Source organism: Paenibacillus sp. NPDC056722, assembly GCF_042790635.1.
Lineage (GTDB): Bacteria > Bacillota > Bacilli > Paenibacillales > Paenibacillaceae > Paenibacillus_AQ > Paenibacillus_AQ agri.
The window spans coordinates 44,900-60,871 of sequence record NZ_JBHTYV010000014.1 but is presented as its reverse complement, the minus strand read 5'-3'; the positions used below and the strand labels follow the sequence as shown (position 1 = coordinate 60,871).

Sequence of the window (15,972 nt, the reverse complement as noted above, 5' to 3'; positions counted from 1 at the left end):
ACGAGGGAGTGATCTTGTTCATGCACTATTAAAAATCGAAGTTGTCCGGGTCTGGTCCGACACGCAGGTGTTGATCCAATCCGTCAATTCGTTTCATATCTTCAGCGGACAGCTCGAAATCAAAGACCGAAGCATTCTCCACAATGCGGTGTTCTTTGGTTGACTTAGGAATCGTAACAACACCGCTTTGAAGATCCCAACGCAAAATGATTTGGGCAATAGATTTGCCGTATTTAGCAGCAATTTCTTGCAGCTCAGGGTTGTCCAGCAGTTGGCCCTGCATCAGTGGAGACCAGGCTTCGTATTGAATGCCTTGCGCTTTGCAGAAGGCTTGCAGATCTTTTTGCGTCAAGCGCGGATGATATTCCATCTGGTTCACCATTGGCTTGATTTCAGCATCTTCGAGCAGGTCTTTTAACTGGTGCTCAAGGAAGTTGCTGACTCCGATCGCTTTGACACGCCCTTCTTTATAAAGAGTCTCAAGTGCTCTCCAGGCTTCCTTATATTTGCCTTTTACAGGCCAATGGATCAGATACAAATCGAGGTATTCCAGACCAAGCTTCTTCAGGCTCAGTTCATATGCAGCAATGGTGGACTCATAACCGAGATCCGCATTCCACACTTTGGAGGTCACGAACAGGTCTTCTCTGGAAATACCAGCAGCTTCAAGCCCTTGGCGAATTCCGTTGCCTACTCCTTCTTCATTGCCATAGATCGCAGCGGTATCCACACTACGGTAGCCGTGGGCAATTGCTGTTTTCACCGCGTTCTCCAGTTCAGCGCCTTCCTCTACTTGAAATACTCCGAGACCAAACCACGGCATTTTCACCCCATTGGACAGAGTTGTTGTATCTTGCAGATTGTTAGCCATTCTCTATCTTCCTCCATCTATGATTAATTGCTGAGCTTATAATATGCCATTCGGCCAAGCCCTAGTCATCAATGCTTGCAAGTGATATGATAGGTTAAAACATCCCAAATGAATAGTACGCACTTCAAAGTACCATAGTAACTAAAAAGTACCCATGAGGATATCAAGAGCCTAACAACTGGAGGAATAACCATGATATTGGTTAAGAAAAAATATAATATTTCGGTGGAGGCCACACTGGAGGTTATTGGCGGGAAATGGAAATGTGTCATCCTCTGCCATTTGACCCATGGCAAGAAGCGCACTACCGAGCTCAAGCAACTGATGCCTGCTATTACGCAAAAAATGCTGACCCAGCAGCTGCGGGAGCTGGAAAGTGACGGTATCATTAACCGGATTAGCTATAACCAGGTTCCGCCAAAGGTGGAGTACGAGTTGAGTGAATATGGGGAAAGTCTGAAGGATATCCTTGATTCGTTGTGCAATTGGGGAGAGCAGCATATTATCAAGCAATATGGCGACAAACATGCAATGCTTGAAGATAGTATTCTCAACAAGTAAGGCAAAGCATTCCTTGCAGGCTAAGGAACTGAAGATGCTGCTATGTTGCCCAGGATGGCAGCATGGCAGCATCTATTTGATTGAAGGAGCCGAAGAAGGATCGGATCAACCTACGAGGCCTAACTTCTGCTCATATTTGCAAATCGGGGTCCCGGGTAAAAGCCAACTTTTCTATAGAGATTCTCTGCCTCATTGCCAACGGTCACACAAAGCTTAACGACCTGTGAATGCTCATGAGCGGTTGCTCTCACATAGTTGAGCATAGCTTCTGCAAGCCGTTTGTTTCTATACTTGGGAAGCACGCACAATTCCCCTATTTCCGCAAAACCGAGGGGCATTTTTTCATAGATGCCAGCTATACAAAGTCCGGCAATTTCTTGCTTTTGCTCATCAAATACATAAATCGAAAGATTGCGGTGCTCATAGACCTTCATCAGATGCTGAACATCTGCTATGACCTTAGCTTCATCGGGAGTACCATAAGTTTCATAGTCAATCCCCCCTGCATATCCCTCCATAAGGATCTTGGCTACCGTGACAATATCCGTTGTCTCATCTAGCGGACGAACAGAAAATCCATCCGGCAACACTGCTGTTATGCTATCATCAGCCGGACAGCACATGACCAGCCGAATCACACCCAGCTTATATCCGAATGCAAGCAAAATACTGACATCTTGTTGTAAGACTCCATTAATGTGCTTAATATCATGACTGCAACTAAATAACGCTTTCCAAAAAGCCGTTCTGTCAGCAAAAGGTGAGATCAAAAAGGGGTACATTACCGTCCCATCATTGATTATTGCCCCGCCAATCCTCACCTCGTCACGCAGAATCCAATAACATCGGTCGCTGAATTGCGTATCTTGAAGACGTGTATTCCAGTCATACCACATCTCAATATCCGTATCGGCATAGATCACCTGGTAGACGGCAAACTTTTCTTTATCTGCTAGCTCCAGTCTATATTTTGGCATATTCATCCCCACTTTAGATCGCTCCCTTCTGCATATCGACTTGATCATACAGCTTGTTCACATCATAAAGTAGTTATAGTTCTGCTATATTTAAAAATTCCCGCCTCTCGCTTTGCATTATGAATGATACGCATGTACGAGTTGTTGTAAGGCTTCCTTCACATCGCCGTGAAAAAGCCCCCCATGATAGCAAACAACCTGCTCAATGTCATATTCCAGTAATCGCTGAACCGAATGAACAGCCTCCGGCAAATCCAATGTATATTGTGGATTGGCAATTTCAAGTCTGCCTTGCTCAATGACGACCGCATCTCCGGCAATTAAAGTTTTGTTGGCAGGAAGATACAGTGACATATGGCCAGGCGTATGCCCTGGCGTATGAATGATTTCTATCCCTCCGCACCATGGCAACCATTCCCCACCAGATACCGTCTGATCAACTGCTGCCGGCTCAATGGACTGCAAGAATTTAATAAATTGCTCCGCTTGCGGCTTGGCTTCCTCTGGCAAAGCATCAAATGTCGATTCCGCCTGCTCCAACCGCTTTGACTTTATGTTCCCCTCAATAAACGGAGTTTCAACCTCATGGGCGATAATGCTGACGTGCGGATATGCCCGTTTCAGTGCAGCAAGTGATCCGACATGATCCATGTCGTGATGCGTGATGATCAACTTGGTGAGGGAACGTAGTGTAACCCCATGTTTGTTCACTGCTGCTTCTAGGAGAGGCACAAAGTCTGGATAACCGCAATCTACAAGAATCGTATCGCGTTCATCTTGAAGCAAGACCGGGGTAATGATCTGTAGTTGTCCACTATATTCAAATTCAATGTCGAGCAGTTGATAAGGGTTCATCCGTACCTCCTGAATTCATGTCCTTTAAGAATAAGTGTAGAACATGACACGAGCGTTAGAAAGGACATAGATGATACAGAATCAAAGGTGTCCACCTTATTGACTGCGAATAATTCGTCTAATGCTGCGTTCACTCAAATAGTAATGGTGTGCAAGCTCCTTGACGGTTAGACCTGAACGAAAATTACGCATGATCTCTTCATTACGGTCTTGCAGCATTTGCTTATACCCGGAACATTCACCCCATTGTTTTTTCTTCCCTTGCCGGGCTGGGATATACAGATATCCTGCTTGTACATATTCTTGAATGCTATGAAGTAATTCTTCCGGTAGCATCCGTTGTGCATTTTGATATTTCATTATTTTGCTCCTATCTATATAGCAGAATTCGGTATATAGAGAAGCAAAGAGTCCGCTCTTCAGTATGGCGAAGGCTCTAAGCAAAGTTCGCTTGAACGCGTTGGAACTCTTTGCTCAGAGCCACCTCCATCGATACGAAAAAGCATAGGGATCATGCCGTTCACTCCCGTCTAAAGGCTAGGTATTGTGACAGTAATATGCCTCTATTGTGACACAACAGGCAGCGTAATCTCCAGCTCAGGGATATATTCCACTTTTACATGGTGGTCTATGTAAATCTAGTGGAACTAATGTCTGAGAGAATTCATGCAATCTGGCTGCATCTTCTCCTAATCTAAAGACAATCTGCGTAATGTTATCTTCCTCTAGCGTAAGTGCCGACCCTTCGATCCACTCAAGAAGTGTTGCGAATGTCTGGCCAAATTGATCGACCTGATTTTGAATTTCGTTCCAATACCCCATTTAAAGACAATTTATCAAATCTAGTTGACAAATATCGCATTAATATATTATCCTTATTTTTACATAGATACCATAGTTTTTAATGATGCTGCAACAAAACTCACACGTCCGTAGCAGATTAACGTCTGTTATCTACCCTGTACCTCCCCCATCCTACGCACTCTATAACTTCCAATTATTATTGCCACTGTACTCTGTTGACTTACACTTTCCTCTTCCAGACCTACAACCTACCCATACTTATTTGCATGTAACTCTATTTATGCTGTCTACCCCTGTCTACCCCTGTCCATTTTGCTAGACTCGTTGATCTTCTAAAAACAATAGATAGCGCTTACATACTATGTTATATACCACTCACGATAGTCGTAATTCTGTGTAGAACAGAAAGGATGAGAGTGATGGGCGTCAATAGGCATAGCCGCGCAGCAAAATGGATGAGGGACAAAGAAATACAAATGAAAGGGCGTGGTCCGCCTGGAGAGGAGGGTATGGATAGGCTACTAGATTTTAAAATTCAAACCAAAAAGGAGAATTTGTGATGAACAAAAATCGAGTTAGCACTACCCCATCTATCAGTAAAATAGTTATGCTCCTCTTCTTGTCTTTCATTCTTGTGTCTTCGAGCCTTGTCGTGGGGCCAGCACAACAGGCCGATGCCGCTCCTCTTCCTAAGAAAATCATCGCTTATGTAGCCGGCTGGGCCAACTTGACCGCGAATGATATCAAAGCAGAGCAATTGTCTCATATCAATTACTCCTTTGCCCTGATCTCCAACGGCAGAGCCACTATTACGAATAATGACCGTACGAATCTGCAAACTATGGTCGGACTGAAATCCAGAAATCCGGATTTAAAAGTTCTATTATCTGTCGGGGGCTGGGGTGCGAACGGTTTTTCAGATGCTGCACTTACAGACGCCTCCCGTACAACCTTTGCCGACAGCCTTGTGCAACTGGTGACCGCCAATAACTTGGATGGCGTCGATCTGGACTGGGAATATCCAACTAACCCTGCAGCAGGCACAACTGCACGGCCGCAGGATAAACAAAATTTCACCCTGCTTCTCTCGAAGGTTCGCGACAAACTGAACGCCCAAGGACAAATTAATGGCAAACAGTACCTGCTGACTATTGCCGCTGGAGCCAGCAGCAGCTATCTGAATGGCGTAGAAATCAATAATATCACGCCTCTGCTGGACTGGATCAATCTGATGACGTACGATTTCCACGGAAGCTGGGATGCGACCACCGGTCACCATACGAATTTGTCCGGAAGAGATATTAGCGTAACCTCAGCGGTCAATTTATTTCGAAATGGCGGCGTTCCCGCAAGCAAACTGGTCATTGGCGGAGCTTTTTACGGCCGGTCCTGGACAGGTGTGCAGAATAGCAATAATGGCCTCGACAGACCTGGCTCCGGGGGCTTCGAACCCGATTACAACACGATTGTCAGCCAGTATTTGAATAAGAACGGATATACACGGTATTGGGACAGCAGTGCACAAGCCCCTTACTTGTTTAATGGAAATACCTTCATCTCTTATGACGATCCGCAATCGCTCACTTTGAAGGTACAATATGTGAAGAATAATGCTCTGGGCGGCATTATGTTCTGGGAGTACAGCAATGACAGATCTGGTGCACTGCTTCAGGCCATTTACTCCGAGGTAACTGGTAATGTGACACCCAATCCAACAGGATACTCCTATCTGGTTGCCCAAGCCAATCAGCAAATCGTCTCTGCTGAAAACTACGGTAATGAGCAATTGGTTGCCAACAGAGCAGCCGCAGGAGACTGGGAGCTTTTTGAATTAGTCACGAACTCGGATGGCACCGTGTCCCTCAAGTCCAAAATCAATAGCAGGTATGTCACCGCTGATCTCAATACAGGTGGTGCACTGATCGCCAAAGCTACAACCATCCAGCAGTGGGAGAAGTTTAATCGTGTGGATTTAGGAAATGGCACGATTGCACTGCAAGCACTGGCCAATAACTTGTATGTTACTTGTGATTTAAATAACGGAGGCAAGCTGGTTGCCAGCCGCACGGCTGTGGGCGGAGCATGGGAGGCTTTCCGGGTGAGCAACAATTAATCGAAGAGCACGGGAGAGGCTGGCCTTCACCTAAGTGAACGGTTGAATTTCTCCATGATCTGCTCGATGAGCGGAGGCTATTATTCACAGATACAGCAAAAGCCAGCCGGTCTCCAGTAACAATGGGACTCGCTGGCTTTTTCAATATTAGGTGTATATCTAATTGCCAATAAAATTTCTCAACTGCTCTAGTAGAGCATCCATCTCTTCATCCGTCCCCACGCTGATTCTCAGCTTATCCGAGAGCCGCGGGGCGTCAAAATAACGGACATAAATATGCTTCGACTTCAAAAAGTCGTAAACATCACTAGCTGCGTGTTGCTGTGGCTTACATAGAAGGAAGTTTGCCTGCGAAGGCAGCACTTCAAAACCAAGATGAATCAGCGTCTCACTGACCCGTTCGCGGGTAGAAACAACCTGCTTAATGGTCTTTTGCAAATACAGCTGATCTTCAAGGGCCGCAGCGGCCATCAGCTGACTGAGATGACTGACATTGTAGGAATCCCGACATTTATCCAAGGCATCCACCAGTATGGGGGCCGCTAAGCAGAACCCTACTCGAATACCGCACAGTGAATAGGATTTGGAAAAGGTCCGCAGCACCACGAGATTCGGATAACGTGCAACTAACTTATAAGCTGATGTGGTTGCTGGCGCAAAGTCGATATATGCCTCGTCGATAACTACTAGCCCCTCATAGCTCTGAAGCAGACGTTCAATCTCGGCAAGCGGTAACAGCAGTCCCGTCTGTGCATTAGGGTTAGCAATAAAGATACCTTTAGCCCCTGTATTAATAAGAGCTTCTATATCAATGGAGAAATCATCACGTGTCGGCACATATTCGGTTTGCACTCGATGAATGTCCGCGATCGTCTTGTACAGGGTGTATGTAGGATAAGGAGTGGCGATAGAATCTCCTTCTTCCAGACAGATTTGAAACAGATACGCAATAATCTCGTCAGAACCGTTGCCGCAGAACACATGCCCGGAACTAAGATTGAAATGCGTCCCGATTAACGTCCGTAATCTTTGGCTGGTGGCGTCCGGATAATAGCGAAGCTGTCCATAATCGAACCCGCTCAGTATCTCCTTCACCCGTGGCGACGGCGGATATGGATTCTCATTGGCGTTAATCTTGATCACTGGCCCGTCCATCTGCGGCTGAATCCCCGGCACATAAGGCGCTAGCTGCTCTATCGTCTGCTTAATGTACATAGACTCTCTCCCCCAACTCAATAAATTGAGATTCTTTCAAAGAGAATACCAAGTACAGGAAAATAATTCAATTATAGAATGCTAGACCTTTGCAACAATCACCAATCCAAGCCGTGCGCTTCAATAAACTTACTGGTTGCATCTGCCCGTTATCTATAGATACCTTTCCTGATGTAACGTATAGATCTGCTCTAATTGCTCCTGTAGCCGGTCGAAGACTACAAATCTGTCGGCTCTGATGTACTCCCTCTGACCTGCCATTAGCAGCATCACAGGCACTGTGAAAATCAAAAATTGTGACGCCACCTCTTCCACCACATTAGCATCAATATGTCCGAGGTGAATTTGCGGGTATGCATCCAGCAGTTCTCTTAGCTTGGGCAGGATCGCATGGCATACACTGCACTCCGGTCTGGACACGTACAGAAAGCTCAGCTCATTCTTTTCAAGGAACTCATGAGTCATTTCGATTGAAATTATTTCTGTAATTTCTTTCATACGGAACCTCCATTCAAAGGTTCTTGAACACTGCTCAAGTGTCTTAGAACCGGGCCGCGAACAGCATATAATCGGCGAAATCCCCTTCTGTGCAGAATCCGAGCGGCCTTCTTGCTTTTACAATAATTATCCGCCAGTATCATCACTGCATCCCCGGAGGATAAACTCTGATTCCACACAAAGGGCAAGCGGCCCAGCGATATGTTAATCGTGTCAGGGATGTGTTCCTTGTCGTATAAAACGGCATCCCTGACATCGAGTACTTTAATAGAGGATGGCGCAACCATCAAACTGTCCTGTAAATTCATTCGCAAGCACGATAACGATGGAACCGGCCAAAGCTGAAGCACCATCCATACTAGAGCAATAATAAGGGTTGTATATATAACAATCATGTCTTTGGCTATCGCTTAATGTCCCAACGCATCGACAAACTTCTCACTGTCAATGGCCGCCATACTGCCACTGCCTGCTGCAGTAATCGCTTGCCGATAACGGCTGTCCTGTACATCTCCACAAGCGAAGACCCCGGGAATATTCGTCTCAGATGTACCTGGCACCGTTATAATATATCCGTTATCATCCGATGTGATCTGTCCATTCAGGAAACCTGTGTTAGGTCTGTGCCCAATAGCGACGAACACACCGTCCGCATGTATCACTTCTTCTTCCCCAGTAGTATTGTTGATGACTCTCAGTCCCGAGACTCCCCGCTCACCAGCAGCGACTTCTATAGGTGTTTTATTCAGCGCCCATTGTATCTTTTCGTTAGCGCGGGCACGGTCCTGCATAATTTTAGAAGCCCGCAATTCCTCACGACGGTGAACCAATGTGACTTTGGAAGCAAAACGGGTCAGGAAGTTGGCTTCCTCCAGCGCAGTATCTCCCCCGCCGACTACAATCAGCTCTTTACCACGGAAAAAGAATCCGTCGCAGGTAGCGCATGTACTTACGCCACGTCCGACATTTTCTTGTTCGCCCGGAATTCCCAGGTACTTGGCGCTTGCCCCAGTAGAGATAATCAATGTTTCCGTTACAATCTCACCTTTGCCCTCCACTTGCAGCTTAAATGGACGTTCGGATAAATCTGCTTGGTTCACCCAGCCTGTAAAAAATTCAGCGCCGAAACGCTCGGCTTGTTTACGCATATTGTCCATCAGCTCGGGCCCCAGAATGCCTTCTGGGAAACCGGGAAAGTTCTCGATTTCAGTTGTAGTGGTTAACTGACCTCCTGGTTCGGGTCCTTCAATCACCAGTGGATTCATATTGGCACGAGCCAGATAGATCGCTGCGGTCAGCCCGGCAGGACCTGTACCTACGATTACGGATTTATACATTTTGCACCCCTCCATGTTTATTATCATGCTGGTACGATTCATTTTAAATTTAATAATCACTTACAATTCGAAAATAACTATTCAATTGAATAATTGAATTATAATCCTGATGGGGTCCTTCGTCAAGCCACAAGTTACTATTACAAATTAAAGTGCTTCATCTTCGCTTCATAGGCTTCTCAATCGTCATTTACCAACAACAAAAGCACAGCCTTAAGCGGCCGTGCTCCGAATCAACTCTATAAGCGTACAGACTCATACATGTGTTTGGTACAACTGAATGACTTCGGAAACCGCCTGTTCGGCTGACTGAAGCGCACCTTCCAGATGCCCGCCGTGTTCAAGCGAGGTTTCGGTTCCGGCAAAAAAGATTTTCTTGCTCCAAGCCCCCGCTCCGCTCAGGCGCCCATAATTAGGGAAGTCGGCGAGTGGTGTGGAATCCTCCTCCACAGCTGTCTCAGGGTCCATCGACCAATCTTTGTAAAGGAGCCCGCTCATCGCTTCAGCAGATGGACCAAAGAGGCGAGACAGTTGCTCAACCACGAGGCTCAGGACTTTGTCCTCCCCAAGTTCCCGCCTCATCTCAGCCCTCATCCCGAAGAAGCCAAAGAGCGCACCGGAGCCTGTAGCTGGCGAGGCATCATGAATCTCCTGCAGCGGTCCAACCCAACTGGAAACAAGACCGGAAAGACCATCTTGCCGCCAAAAGGGGGTGTCATAGACTGCAACCACCTTGGCCTGTCCCGCCATCCAAGTCGGTTTGTCCATCAGACTGGCCATAAGTTCAGATGAAAGAGCCGGCGAAAATGTAATATGACGAGCCACGAGTCGAGGTGGTAACGCCAGGATCACTGCACTTGCGGCTATGCTTTTCTGTGTACCATCAGGAAAATCCGCTCCAAGGGTAATGGTCTGATCTTCGTCAGCACGTATCGAGGTTACCCGCGTGTTCAGTTGAATCGTACCTGGTGGAAGCGTAGCTGCTACAGCATCAATAAGACACCGCACCCCTCCGGTGAGGCGGATAGAACGTTCCACTGCACCTTCTGCCAGCATAAAACGCTGCGCGGGTTCATACTTGTATCGCTCGGATAACATGGCTCCTTCGGTATGCTGAGCAAAGACTTCTAAATCTAGCTCTTGAACCAGACGGGCGATCATCGGCTCATATTGCGGCCAGAACCATGTTGGTCCAAGGTCAAACTTGCCGAGTTCAGGCTTATCCGGGGCTTCTTGGCTTAAGACTCTACCGCCGAACCGCTCTCGTGATTCCAGAATCACGCAAGGAATGCCTTGTGAAATAAGCAAAGACGCCGCACGCAGTCCGCTTAAGCCAGCTCCGACAATGACCACTGGATCATTACTTTTCTCTTCTATCTCTACTTTCACCCTCAATAAACCTCCAATAATAATTACAAAAGCGTAGTAAATGCTCTCGATCTCACATCTCTGGAATTCATCAGTCTCTATTCCATTCGTGTACGCCTTCATCTATGCGATAGGCTGTGAAGCCTCTATTCTGCATATGCTCTACAGCCTGTGTTGTATAAGAGCAATAAGGCCCTCTGCAATAAGCAGCCAGCTCAATATGACATGGTACCGTATGCAAATACTCATCCAGTTCCTCCAAAGGAACAGATAGAGCCCCTTGAATATGCTCGGCTTCGTATTCATCCCTTGGGCGAATATCCAGCACAATTACTGCATTCGTCTCCATCTTTTGCAGCAGCTCCTGCTTTGAAATCGTCTGTACCCCTTCATATTGCTTCAGCAGATCCTCTTTGATCCGCGGCAAATCAGAAAGCCGGTTCTCAGAGACGTTCCACAAAGACATTAGAAAATCTATAACTGCAGGATCGCCCAACGAATAGATGGCATAGGTCCCTTTTTTACTGAACTTCACTAATCTTGCTTCCAATAAAATTTGCAGATGACGCGATACGTTCGCCACACTCATCCCGGTCTGCTCAGCCAAGCACTCGACGGTTTTGGACCCATTGGAGAGAAGATCCATAATCTCAAGTCTTTTATCACTGGATAAACATTTACCGATGCGAGCATATTGCTGATAGACCCTCTCTTTGATAGATGTATCACTGTTGATGGAATTCATACAAATTCCCTCTTTCCTAATTCAATTGAATAATTGAATTATAACTTTTTTTCATTTATACTTCAAGTGTTCCTAATGAACACGGATATGCATACTTATTATTACCCCTAAGGAGGAAAATACATGAAGACGATGAAAGCCTTCTGACAGCGAGCTCATTATTGTAGCCGGCTCCGGACAGTCACTGGAATGGTCAACAATGGACTTTTTGAAGGGCCCTCATACCGTTCGCGGCTCTTTTACTGGACATGCTCCAGAGGTAGAATAAGCCATTAAATTCAGCCTTTATAAAAGAGGTGGATTGTCCTATTTAAAGAATAGGGCGTTCTTTTTCATACTACTATAGGGTTTCTCGATACAAAAAAACCGACAGCGCTTGTACTAAGCACTGCCGGGATTTTTTAAACCCTAGCAATTACACCAGGTTTAAGATTTTATCCTTCAGAACATTCTTCGGATTGACGCCGACCATTGTGTCCACCAGTTGTCCATCCTTGAACAACAACAGTGTCGGAATACTTCTGACGCCGAACTGTGACGCCAACTCTGGCTCATTATCCACATTCACTGTGGCGAGGGTTGCTTGATCCTTCATTTCGCCTGCCAGTTCTTCAACGATTGGAAGCTGGATTTTACATGGCCCACACCAAGGGGCCCAAAAATCAACCAAAGTAACACCAGATTGAATTTCGTTTTGAAAAGATTGTTTAGTCAGTGCAGTTGCTCCCATAGGAATAGCCTCCTTGTGTATATGAATATAATATATTCAATTGAATAATTGAATTATAGACAAAAGATGATTTTTCGTCAAGGGGCAATCTTATTCTGATATACATTCATGCACAGAAAGAGCCCATCCTCAGATGGACTCTTTCTGACACTTAACTAACAGGTGTACGATGAATTAATGATAAGAAAATCGGACTAATGCTTACTGCTGCGAAACCAGTCAATTGTTTCTGAGATAGCCTGAGCATGCGGAGTGGTATGATCTCCGAACTTTTGCACATACTTGCTATGGTTTACTACATAAGGAGTCGTATATATATACTCAACCTCTTTCATTTCTCGCATAAAGGGATTGAACAAACTCATTAATTGAAATACCAAACTGGGAGCAGCACGCACCTTAGACGGAATCTGGAGTTGTGAGTAAACTTGGGAGATTAAATTTCGGGTAGTAGTTGTTTCAGCACTGGCTAGATGCCAAATCTGTCCTAATGCGTCATCGGCTAATGCTAAATTAACAAGACCTGCGGCAAAATCTTGTATGTATATATGGGTATGAGGAACATCGATATTACCAATGACTTGCGCTGGCTTACCCTGTAACGCCTTCTTAAATACCATGTCCCCGCCCAAAATGGAATGCAGTACGCCTGGACCATAGAAATCGGATCCTCTACCGATCACCGCGCGAAGCTTCCCGCTTCGATATGCCTTCAGAATTTCATCGGCCATTTGTGCCCGGGTTAGTCCTTTACGCTCTACAGCTTGATTCGGCATTTTCTCATGATATGCCTCTTTGGAGGGTCCATACATATATAGATTATCTGCATATACCAGTTTGGCTTCGGCCTTCATCGCTCCCTCCATTATTCCTTTCGTAAGCCGAGGGAATTCCTCAGGCCATTTCGTATAATTCGGTTTAGCACAATGATAGACCACGGCAGCTCCTTTAAACACCTCACTTGCCTGTTCGGCATCCCCAACATTCGCGTGAGTTAGCTCTACCTCAGGGGGAACATCGACAATGCTGTTCAGATTTACTACCTTGGTTCGGATCCCTCTCTTAAGCAATTCATTCATAACGGCCACTCCTAGTGGACCACTCCCAACGACAACATGCAGTTGATTAGCATTCAAACTGATTTCACCACCATCTAAATTTTTACATTAAATTGTATTAGGTAAAGTATTGCCTAGACCAATTCTCATTGTCAATGTTTCCCTTATATGTATCTGCTCTATATTTCTCGAATGTTATGAATATAAAAAACTCCTACTCGAGAAAGCTCTCTAGTAGAAGTTATGTTGTTTAACTCTAATCCTCCAATAAAATACTTAGCAACAGCTAGTCTTAGGTCCACAGCAGCCCTCATTGGTGCGTGATCCCGGCAGTATCGAGACTCCGTCTTTATTCATCATATGTTGCTGCTCACCACCGTGCTCCTCGTTGGATTGCCAAGGCAATACAACATAGTGGCTACCCGAGATTTCTTCCACTCGCTGGATCCAAGTTCGCTCACTTGCTGCGCGTTGCTGTAGAATGGCATCTTTGGTTCCGGTAAGGGCCATGCTTTGGTTAATCAACCACCACTTGGGATAAATCCCCGCTCGTCTTAGATCAGCCGTGAGTCTTTCCGCTTCGAACACCGGCGTAACTTCTGCATGGGTGACGATGATGACTGCCGTCTCCTCTTCGTTTCTCAAGCGTGGCAATAATTTTTTCACAGATGGCGGTACTTCCCCGGAAGCGTTCGCAATTTCCTTATGATACGATTCTGTCGCATCGAGCAGTAACAGCGTATGACCGGAGGGCGCCGTATCAATCACTACGATTTCGTTATCTGCTCTATCCACCAGAACAGCAAACGCACGAAACACTGCAATTTCTTCTGTACACGGAGAATTTAATTCTTCCTCGGCATAAGCAATGCTGTGTTCGTCCATAGTTTCTCGCGCTTTATCCAGGACTTCTTGACGATACTTCTCCACTTCAACTTTTTGATCAATTTTGCTCATGCTGAGTAGGCCTTTAATGTTGTCGTGCATGATTTGGTCTAGCTGTGTTGCAGGATCTGTCGTCGTAAGATGTACCTTTAGACCACGTGCTGCCAAACCAACAGCGATAGCGTTCGCAATCGTGGTTTTCCCGACGCCACCTTTTCCCATTGTAAAAATAACACGTTGACCCTTAGCTTCAATGTCGTCCAAAATTGCCGCCAGACCTGAAACCTTTAATTCTGTCGTATTCACTTCAAGATTAGGAACATCTTGCTCATCAGCGAATAAACGACGAACATTGGCGACCCCGGCCACATTAAACGACACCAATGGTACGGCATAGGTTGGCAGAGATTGCAGTAAAGTAGATTGTTGAGCTAGTGCGTCTTGTTGCCGCTTCGTATAAGCTGCCGCTGTGTTATCACCAGCTAGTGGCTTCATTAATAGCCCGTTGACAATAAGTATTTGATTCTTGATTCCTGTCTCCGCCAATTCCTGGGACGCACGTGCAGCTTCTTCCAGCGGTGCGTGATCCGGCCGTGTTACAAGTACAAGAGACGTTTGCCGTGGATCGCTGAGCACATCGACCGTTTGCTTATACACCTCTTTACGTTTATCCAATCCGGCTAGCAAGCCCCCCTGAGTTGTACCTTCCTTACTGTTGTGCAGAAATTCATTCCAGGCATTGGGGAGTTGCAGAAGACGCAAGGTATGTCCTGTTGGCGCTGTATCAAAAATAATATGATCAAACGATTCCGTTAACGCCTGATCGGTTAGCAAATGAGAAAATTCATTAAAAGAAGCAATCTCAACTGTACAAGATCCGGATAGCTGTTCTTCCATCTGATTAATCACTACCTCAGGTAGCTTACCGCGATAGGGTCCCACAACATCCTCACGATAACGGGACGCAGCCTCCTCCGGGTCCAGGTTAGTGACGAACAAATTAGGAACTTCCGGGATCGACTTATAGTTCATATCCAAATCCATCTGAAAAACATCCTGCAAATTAGAGGCTGGATCGGTGCTGACCAACAGCACTCTTTTCCCCTGATCCGCCAAGGCTACTGCTGTCGCACATGCCGTTGAAGTTTTCCCTACGCCCCCTTTTCCTGTGAAAAATAAATAAGGTGTAACTTGGATTTGGCTCACATCAAATGAAGGTATCATATCGATTCTCCTTTGCCTTCAAGTCGTTCAAGGGACATTGTCGTCCACTCAGATAGTTCCTCATTGGTAGGTAATGAACGTGTCTTCACAACAACGCCATTGAGTAAAGTAACAGGCAGGCTGCTGGGATCACTCGCTAGTGCTTCCTTAACCGCCTCATTTTCTTCAAACTTCGTTGTATCACTCAGAAGGTTATATCCACTAACATCGAACCCTGCTTGAGATAACTGGCTAACGGCTACCGCAAAGCGAATCGATGCCCGTTTTTCTTCCGGGTTAGTGACACCTGTTGAGCAGCAGCCTCCGGATTCGAACACTTCTATTTTGATCATTTAAAAAAGACCTCCAATTAATCAATTTTTTTTGATGTATTATTTAAAAATTTTACCCGCTTATCCTTTCGGCGGGTAAAAAATACAACAAACGTCGTCAGACAATAAATACTGCATGGCCTCTTCATTAATTCTGTAGTAATTCCAGCGGCCCTCTTTGCGGCATTTCAGCAAATCTGCATCGAGCAACAATTTGAGATGATAAGATAGCTTAGATTGCGGCAGATCCACGATCGCCTCCAAATCACACACACATACCTCAGAACGCTTATTGATCTCATATAAAATCGACAAGCGCTTCTGATCTGCTAACGCTTTGAACTTTCGTTCATAGTTAGCAAACAGTAGCGAATGCTCCATGGTTATTATCACCATCCAATTCATCAATTTTTTTTGATG

At 45.7% G+C, this 15,972-nt stretch carries 17 protein-coding genes; 2 read left to right on the top strand and 15 right to left on the bottom strand.

The features are described from left to right. Positions 1 to 28: 28 nt before the first annotated feature. On the bottom strand, positions 29 to 871 hold the full coding sequence (locus ACFRAM_RS24545) for an aldo/keto reductase (protein WP_379469008.1): 843 nt from the start codon (positions 869 to 871) through the stop codon (positions 29 to 31). 198 nt (positions 872 to 1,069) lie between these two features. Between ACFRAM_RS24545 and ACFRAM_RS24540 the strand changes: the two genes are divergently transcribed. Then, the gene (locus tag ACFRAM_RS24540; RefSeq protein ID WP_281364491.1) at positions 1,070 to 1,432 is read left to right on the top strand and encodes a winged helix-turn-helix transcriptional regulator; all 363 of its coding nucleotides are present in this window, start codon (positions 1,070 to 1,072) and stop codon (positions 1,430 to 1,432) included. A gap of 119 nt (positions 1,433 to 1,551) precedes the next feature. On the opposite strand, the gene ACFRAM_RS24535 is transcribed toward ACFRAM_RS24540, so the two are convergent. From ACFRAM_RS24535 to ACFRAM_RS24525, 3 genes are all read right to left on the bottom strand, one after another. Then, positions 1,552 to 2,409, bottom strand: coding sequence for a GNAT family N-acetyltransferase (locus ACFRAM_RS24535; RefSeq protein ID WP_379469006.1), 858 nt, complete (start codon positions 2,407 to 2,409; stop codon positions 1,552 to 1,554). A gap of 117 nt (positions 2,410 to 2,526) precedes the next feature. Next, complete coding sequence (locus ACFRAM_RS24530) at positions 2,527 to 3,264, bottom strand: MBL fold metallo-hydrolase (RefSeq protein WP_379469004.1); 738 nt, start codon at positions 3,262 to 3,264, stop codon at positions 2,527 to 2,529. A gap of 96 nt (positions 3,265 to 3,360) precedes the next feature. Next, positions 3,361 to 3,624, bottom strand: coding sequence for a CD3324 family protein (locus ACFRAM_RS24525; RefSeq protein ID WP_379469002.1), 264 nt, complete (start codon positions 3,622 to 3,624; stop codon positions 3,361 to 3,363). A gap of 1,003 nt (positions 3,625 to 4,627) precedes the next feature. On the opposite strand from ACFRAM_RS24525, the gene ACFRAM_RS24520 reads away from it, so the two are divergent. Continuing rightward, positions 4,628 to 6,181 (top strand): glycosyl hydrolase family 18 protein, encoded by a 1,554-nt coding sequence (locus ACFRAM_RS24520; RefSeq protein ID WP_246317057.1) that lies wholly within the window; start codon positions 4,628 to 4,630, stop codon positions 6,179 to 6,181. A gap of 159 nt (positions 6,182 to 6,340) precedes the next feature. Here ACFRAM_RS24520 and hisC read toward each other — a convergent pair whose 3' ends face one another. The 11 genes from hisC to ACFRAM_RS24465 all read right to left on the bottom strand — a co-directional run bounded on the left by hisC (position 6,341) and on the right by ACFRAM_RS24465 (position 15,933). After that, entirely contained in the window at positions 6,341 to 7,396 is a 1,056-nt protein-coding gene (gene hisC, locus ACFRAM_RS24515) for a histidinol-phosphate transaminase (protein ID WP_379469000.1), read from the bottom strand. Between the two features lie 153 nt (positions 7,397 to 7,549). Then, positions 7,550 to 7,894, bottom strand: coding sequence for a thioredoxin family protein (locus tag ACFRAM_RS24510; protein ID WP_379468998.1), 345 nt, complete (start codon positions 7,892 to 7,894; stop codon positions 7,550 to 7,552). Next, the gene (locus tag ACFRAM_RS24505) at positions 7,891 to 8,181 is read right to left on the bottom strand and encodes a rhodanese-like domain-containing protein (protein ID WP_379469194.1); all 291 of its coding nucleotides are present in this window, start codon (positions 8,179 to 8,181) and stop codon (positions 7,891 to 7,893) included. Before ACFRAM_RS24505 ends, ACFRAM_RS24510 begins: the two co-directional genes overlap by 4 nt. A 123-nt stretch (positions 8,182 to 8,304) precedes the next feature. After that, positions 8,305 to 9,231 carry a thioredoxin-disulfide reductase gene (gene trxB / locus ACFRAM_RS24500; protein WP_379468996.1) on the bottom strand — a complete coding sequence of 309 codons (927 nt, stop codon included), beginning with the start codon at positions 9,229 to 9,231 and terminating at the stop codon, positions 8,305 to 8,307. 255 nt (positions 9,232 to 9,486) lie between these two features. Next, complete coding sequence (locus ACFRAM_RS24495; protein ID WP_379468994.1) at positions 9,487 to 10,620, bottom strand: flavin monoamine oxidase family protein; 1,134 nt, start codon at positions 10,618 to 10,620, stop codon at positions 9,487 to 9,489. 70 nt (positions 10,621 to 10,690) lie between these two features. Further along, a complete protein-coding gene (locus ACFRAM_RS24490) occupies positions 10,691 to 11,344 on the bottom strand; it encodes a metalloregulator ArsR/SmtB family transcription factor (RefSeq protein ID WP_379468992.1) in 654 nt (217 codons plus the stop codon). Between the two features lie 415 nt (positions 11,345 to 11,759). Continuing rightward, the gene (gene trxA / locus ACFRAM_RS24485) at positions 11,760 to 12,074 is read right to left on the bottom strand and encodes a thioredoxin (protein ID WP_379468990.1); all 315 of its coding nucleotides are present in this window, start codon (positions 12,072 to 12,074) and stop codon (positions 11,760 to 11,762) included. A 194-nt stretch (positions 12,075 to 12,268) separates the two neighbouring features. Next, positions 12,269 to 13,210 (bottom strand): NAD-dependent epimerase/dehydratase family protein, encoded by a 942-nt coding sequence (locus ACFRAM_RS24480; RefSeq protein WP_379468988.1) that lies wholly within the window; start codon positions 13,208 to 13,210, stop codon positions 12,269 to 12,271. 198 nt (positions 13,211 to 13,408) lie between these two features. Next, positions 13,409 to 15,241: an arsenical pump-driving ATPase gene (gene arsA / locus ACFRAM_RS24475; RefSeq protein ID WP_379468986.1), complete on the bottom strand. Its 1,833-nt coding sequence runs from the start codon at positions 15,239 to 15,241 to the stop codon at positions 13,409 to 13,411. Then, entirely contained in the window at positions 15,238 to 15,573 is a 336-nt protein-coding gene (locus ACFRAM_RS24470; protein WP_379468984.1) for an arsenic metallochaperone ArsD family protein, read from the bottom strand. Before ACFRAM_RS24470 ends, arsA begins: the two co-directional genes overlap by 4 nt. A 60-nt stretch (positions 15,574 to 15,633) precedes the next feature. Then, positions 15,634 to 15,933: an ArsR/SmtB family transcription factor gene (locus ACFRAM_RS24465; RefSeq protein ID WP_246317058.1), complete on the bottom strand. Its 300-nt coding sequence runs from the start codon at positions 15,931 to 15,933 to the stop codon at positions 15,634 to 15,636. Between the last annotated feature and the right edge of the window lie 39 nt (positions 15,934 to 15,972).